The organism is Verrucomicrobiales bacterium, assembly GCA_016793885.1.
Classification (GTDB): domain Bacteria; phylum Verrucomicrobiota; class Verrucomicrobiia; order Limisphaerales; family UBA11320; genus UBA11320.
Genome location: JAEUHE010000168.1, coordinates 1 through 5690, shown reverse-complemented (window position 1 = coordinate 5690; position 5690 = coordinate 1). Strand labels below are relative to the sequence as shown.

Here is a 5690-nt window from a genome sequence, read left to right as displayed (position 1 = left end):
AGCATTCGTTCGTTGATGGGACTAGTCCATCTCACTGACCGCCATTCATTCGGCACCGTCAATCAAGCTTGCGCCAAGGCTTCGGCCAAGGGCACCTGGCGGCTGCGCGACCTCAAGGTGCTGTTGGAGAGCCGAGAAACTCAGAGCCAGTTGAACTTTGAAGATCACCATCCGCTCATCCGTAACCTGAGCGAATACGGAGTCTTCATCCGTCAGCAAACCCAGAACCAAACCAACCAGGCCCCAACTCCATGAACCAACACCTTGCTCAATACGCCCGCCAACTCCGACTATCGGGACTTTTGGCCAGTCTCGAACTGCGTCTCCAAGAGGCCCGAACCCATCAACTTCCTCACGAACAGTTCCTCGAACTGATCTTCCAAGACGAGATCAATGTGCGCCAGCAGCGCTTGATTGAGAAGCGCAAGCGCGATGCCGGCTTCCGTGATGCTAACAAAACCCTCGAAGACTTTGACTGGGCGTTTAATCCGTCCATTAAACGCCAACCCATTATCGAACTGGCTACCACTCAGTTCATCCGTGAGCACCGCGACGTTTTCCTTATTGGGCCGCCGGGGTTGGGCAAGAGCCACCTGGCTCAGGCCATTGGCTACCAAGCCATCAAGGCGGGCTTTCAGGTGATTTACACCTCCATCTTCGATCTGGTTCGTGAACTCCAAGCCGAGGCCTCTCCGGCTGAATTGGATCGCAAGCTCACCGGCTATCTCAAACCCGACCTGCTCATTATCGACGATATGGGACTGAAAGTGCTGCCACCCAAAGCCGGTGAGATCTTGATGGAGGTGATCATGCGCCGCTACGAAGTTCGCTCCACTTTGATGACTTCCAACCGGCCCATCGAAGAGTGGGGCAAGCTGCTCAACGACGTTCCTGCGGCCAGCGCGATCCTTGATCGACTGCTTCACCATGCCGAGATCATCGAGGTCTCCGGTCGCAGTTACCGCCTTCACCAAGCCGCTCACAAAGAGAACAAGAACAGCGGCCTGGCGGCCGAGAAGAAGAAGTGAGTTTTACGCACCGACCATGGCTTGCAATCACATCCACCCGGATAGAACCCCAGCCCGACCTCGTCGAGCTGGGATCGGATGCTCGCGCAATCCATGGGCACCGCGACGCTCGGGTTGCGCTCCCGCAGAGCCCTATCCTTCGCAGCGCACTTTGGTTCTAATTAACTAAATCTTGAAATCCAAACCTCTTAATCTCTAAATCCGCTCACTCGGGGACGGGTCAGTTTGATTCGACCCTGGGTGGGTCAATTTGATTCGACCGCTGGCACTACAGCTACGCGTGGGACTCGAGTGGTCAAACGGTGAAGACCACGACCTATGCTGCGGGTACCCCCAATTCTGCCACCAAAGTTGAGACCTATGCCCGAGACGGGTCACTGCTCTCCGTCACGGGCAGTGCGACTCATCCAGAACGATATCTGATCACGAACTCAGGTGGATCTAGGGCTCGTCGGACGATCCATCTCAGTGCGACGGGGGCAGATCTTAACCAATGGGAGGAGGAGCGCCTGGACACTATTGGACGCTTCAGAAATTATTGGTCGAGCTCTTACGCCAACCTTCCGATCCTGCAAGTTTCCTACAACAACAACGGGCAGATCTGGAAGCGTGAGACCCCGGATGGGCAGTTCATTACCACTTTCAATGGCAAGGGCGAGGCGGTCACCAATGCTCTTGATTTAAATATTAACGGAACGATCGAACCAGCCGGCACAGATCGCTTGTCGCGTACGGTGTCCGACGTATTAACCGCCCATGGGACGGTGGTGAGGAGGAGCAGAACCTATGTTTGGCCCACCAACAACGTTAATTCCTCGGTGCTGGCCAGCACGGTGGAGACTTCCGCGGACGGACTCAAACGATGGGAAACGATCTGGGGTCAGACGACCACGACCGAATGGAGTTCACCTATAAACGGATCTCGAACCCGAACGACGACCTTCCCTAACAATACGTGGACCTTGGATAGCTTTAGCTACGGACGGTTGGTCAGCAGCACGCAGTATGATTCCAACTCGGTGCAGCTGGCTCAAGCTTCGTATGGATACGATCCCCTCGGACGGCTAATCTCGGTAACGGACAGTCGAAATGGAACCGCTTTCTCTTCCTTCGATAACCTAGATCGGCTTACCACCACGACTGCCCCTCAGCCGGGAACGGGTAGCCCCGCGTTGACCACCTCGTACGGTTTCGATGATCGCGATCGGATTATTCAGATCAGCTTGCCTGACGGAGGAGTTATCACCAACGAGTACTTCGTCACCGGTGAACTCAAGAAGACGTACGGCACTCGAACCTATCCTATTGAGTATGTCTATGACACCTTAGGTAGGGTTCGAACGAACACGACCTGGCAGAACTTTTCCTCCAGTGCGGGCGCGGCCAGCACGGTCTGGAACTATGATGCGACCAGTGGGCTGCTCACATCTAAGCGTTACAACGACAACACCGGCCCGAATTACACCTATCTCACCAGCACCACGCTCAAACGCCACAAAGTTTCAACTAGGACATGGGCTCGAGGCACCGTTGCGACCTACGGTTATAACAACGCGGGCGAGCCCTCCAATATTACTTACAACACCGGAACGAGCCTAACCGATCGGAACCTCGCCTATGACCGGCTGGGCAGATTGATAACGGCACAGATAGGTCCCGACAACAATGCTGTCACTCTCACCAATCAGTTTGCCTATGGGCCGGAGCCTGTCCTTCTCAAAGAAACCCATCCGGGAAACTCCATCGTCACCAACACCTACGATTCGCTTCTCCGTCGGGCTTCCGTCGCGATGCACGGCCAAAGCGCCACACTTGAGACGATCGGCTATGAGCCGGGTGGCCGATTAGGCTCGGTCACCAACGGCACCCACGCAATTTCCTTTGGTTACGTCCCCGCTGCCCCTGGTTTGCTTGCCAGCACGACCTTCAAGAACAGCGGAACTACCCGGCTAATTCAGACCAAGAGCTACGACTTGGTTAATCGCCTGCTCACGCACAATTCGGTGTCCGGCAGCGGTACCGCCATGAACTGGAGCTTCAACTACGACCAGGGGAATCAGCGAACTCGAGCCGATTTGGCCGACGGTTCTTACTGGGTTTACGAGTATGATTCCTTGGGACAGCTGATCAGCGGCAAAAGGTTTTGGAACGATGGAACTCCAGTCGCGGGACAACAGTTTGAATACACTTTTGATTCCATCGGAAACCGAACGGCGACGAAGGCTGGGGGAGATGATGATGGCAACAATCTTCGGTCTGCCACTTATGTCGCAAACCTCATCAACGAAACTACCAACCGAACGGTGCCGGGCGCGATCGACGTGATGGGGGTTGCCAGTGCAACCGCGGCAGTGACCGTCAATGGCCAATCTACTTATAGGAATGGGGAATATTACCGGAAAGAACTGAGCGTCTCGAATGGCTCGGGGGGAGTCTGGCAATCGATCACGAACACGGCCACTCAGGGTAGTTCAACCACTGTGATCGGGAACGCCTGGCTCGATCAGACGCCGCAGGTGTTCAAGTACGATGCGGATGGGAACCTCACCAATGACGGTCGGTGGACCTTCACCTGGGATGTGGAGAACCGCTTGATGACGATGGAGGCCATGGCAGTAGTCCCATCGGCCGCACGGAAGAAGTTGGATTTTACCTACGATGTGTTCGGCCGAAGGATCCAGAAAAAGGTGTCGACTTGGAATGGGAGTGCCTATGTCGCGGTGAGTACAAACAAGTTTGTTTACGATGGCTGGAATCTGGTTGCGACCCTGGATGCGGCGTCATCCCTTCAATATGGCTTTATATGGGCCAATGACCTGAGCGGGAGTTGGGCTGGCGCAGGGGGAGTAGGCGGACTAGTCGGGATGGTGATTCCAAGTGGTGGTTTAGCTGGGACTTACTACTACGCCTTTGATGGCAACGGGAATGTTGTAGGACTGGTGAACGGTGCCAACGGGGATGTGGCCGCCACCTATGAGTATGGACCATTTGGGGAGGTTCTTCGAGCCTCGGGCTCTCTTGCCGGTATCAATCCGTTTCGGTTCTCCACCAAGTATCAGGATGATGAATCGGAGCTAGTTTACTACGGATACCGATACTACAGCGCGTCGCATGGGCGGTGGATTTCGAGGGATCCGATCGAGGAGGCAGGAGGGCTAAACCTCAGTGGGTTTGTTGGTAACAACCCAGTTCTTCGCGTGGACCCATCTGGAAAGGAGTGGTTCAACGCTGTGAAAACCGCCATCGGAGAGCTAAGCGCTTCTACCAAGGAGGCGGTGCTCCAAAGCTCCGGGAATTGGGTTGCAAAGGGAACGATTGCGACCGTCCTGGATATGGAGAATCTGGCAATTCAATCTATCCCGAACTTCGGAGAGAGTGTGGCGAGCTCGATTAGGTTCGCTCAGGATCCTAGTCTCGAGAGCGCCTTCGGGCCTGCGATCGCTAACTTCGGGAGCGGTTTCGGAGCGTTCTATGAGGACCCCTCCTGGGAGAACGCTGGGGGTCTGGCTCAGGACATTTCAACTTTAAGCTCAGTTCTTGCTGGTCTCAGAGGAGGGCAGAAAGCTCTTAGAGACTATCCAGGGGGTGCGCGCGGTTTCTTGAATAACCTGCGAACGAGTGGTAGAGTATCCTTGGATGAGTATAAGCGTTTGCTTTGTAAGCTTCTCTCTGGGCCGAATGACGCAAAGGGGACACGCCAAGTATTGGACGGGTTGCCAACGGGGAAGCAATCTCATGTTAGGACTGTTAAGACAGAAGCAGATCTAAAGGCGTTGCACGATCAACTAACGACGGGTGGAACTTCAAAACCGCCTGGAGGCTATCCGGGAACTGTCACCAAGCTTCCAGACGGCACCGTTATCAGAATGAGGCCAGGATCGAAGAGTGGCGGATCAACAATCGACATCACTTATCCTGATGGAAAGCTGGGAAAGGTGCACATAGAATGAGTAACGAAACCAATGTGGATCGGGTCTTTGAAGCTGTTTTGGAGATGGCGGCGAAAGACATCGTAAGCTTGGCCGAAGTACGCCAGACTTTCGACAACCTATCGTGCGGCCACGGCGATTTTGCTGCAGTACTGAAGATCGTCCTTCTGCGACTCCTGAAAGCCGGAGTGGAACTCGGCCGCGCGAATAATCAAAGTGGGAACTACGTCGAGTTCATCGGATGGCAGGGCAGTTCAGAAACGAAAATCGAAAAGGCCATCGCTTTGATTTCGAGCGACATCCATGATGCCGAGTTTGGGGTGTGGCTGGCCCTCCGTTCAAATGTTGATCGCTATGAGAGGTGCTGAAGTGTCGCCGCAAAGGAAGGAAAGTTTGTTGACCTTACAGATCCCAAGGGCCGCACTCATATCTTGGAAGGTGATGGACCAGGGTTGGGAGGTGGGCATCGCCCCGGTCTTGGAAAATCTGGAAAGAGCGAGTTTCCGTCTGGCTGGTCTGATGATCGCATTCTGCATGAAGTTTCCGATAGCGCAACAGATCCGGGTCTGAAATGGTCGAAGCCTGACCCGCGTGGATATATAAGTGCTACGAAGACCGTCGATGGAGTGAACGTCAAGGTGGTGGTCGATACGAAGACTGGAAGGATCGTGACTGGCTATCCCAAGAATACCCCGAGGAATCCATGAACAAACGTGAGCAGTTAATCCGGAAC

The 5690-nt window shown here is 54.5% G+C and carries 5 protein-coding genes; all 5 read left to right on the top strand.

What is annotated here, in order from left to right; all coding sequences use genetic code 11:
• Positions 1–15 precede the first annotated feature (15 nt).
• The 5 genes from JNN07_19280 to JNN07_19260 all read left to right on the top strand — a co-directional run bounded on the left by JNN07_19280 (position 16) and on the right by JNN07_19260 (position 5664).
• The gene (locus JNN07_19280; protein MBL9169888.1) at positions 16–255 is read left to right on the top strand and encodes a hypothetical protein; all 240 of its coding nucleotides are present in this window, start codon (positions 16–18) and stop codon (positions 253–255) included.
• A complete protein-coding gene (istB, locus tag JNN07_19275) occupies positions 252–1028 on the top strand; it encodes an IS21-like element helper ATPase IstB (GenBank protein ID MBL9169887.1) in 777 nt (258 codons plus the stop codon). The genes JNN07_19280 and istB overlap by 4 nt, the downstream gene beginning before the upstream one ends.
• Before the next feature lie 302 nt (positions 1029–1330).
• Entirely contained in the window at positions 1331–4978 is a 3648-nt protein-coding gene (locus tag JNN07_19270; GenBank protein MBL9169886.1) for an RHS repeat-associated core domain-containing protein, read from the top strand.
• Entirely contained in the window at positions 4975–5325 is a 351-nt protein-coding gene (locus tag JNN07_19265) for a hypothetical protein (GenBank protein MBL9169885.1), read from the top strand. The genes JNN07_19270 and JNN07_19265 overlap by 4 nt, the downstream gene beginning before the upstream one ends.
• Before the next feature lie 63 nt (positions 5326–5388).
• Positions 5389–5664, top strand: coding sequence for an EndoU domain-containing protein (locus JNN07_19260; protein MBL9169884.1), 276 nt, complete (start codon positions 5389–5391; stop codon positions 5662–5664).
• The last annotated feature ends 26 nt before the right edge of the window (positions 5665–5690 follow it).

Bases quoted from the DNA above. Each gene is read 5' to 3' on its own strand.
- JNN07_19265 (MBL9169885.1), top strand. From the start codon at position 4,975: ATGAGTAACGAAACCAATGTGGATCGGGTCTTTGAAGCTGTTTTGGAG.
- istB (MBL9169887.1), top strand. From the start codon at position 252: ATGAACCAACACCTTGCTCAATACGCCCGCCAACTCCGACTATCGGGA.
- JNN07_19280 (MBL9169888.1), top strand. From the start codon at position 16: ATGGGACTAGTCCATCTCACTGACCGCCATTCATTCGGCACCGTCAAT.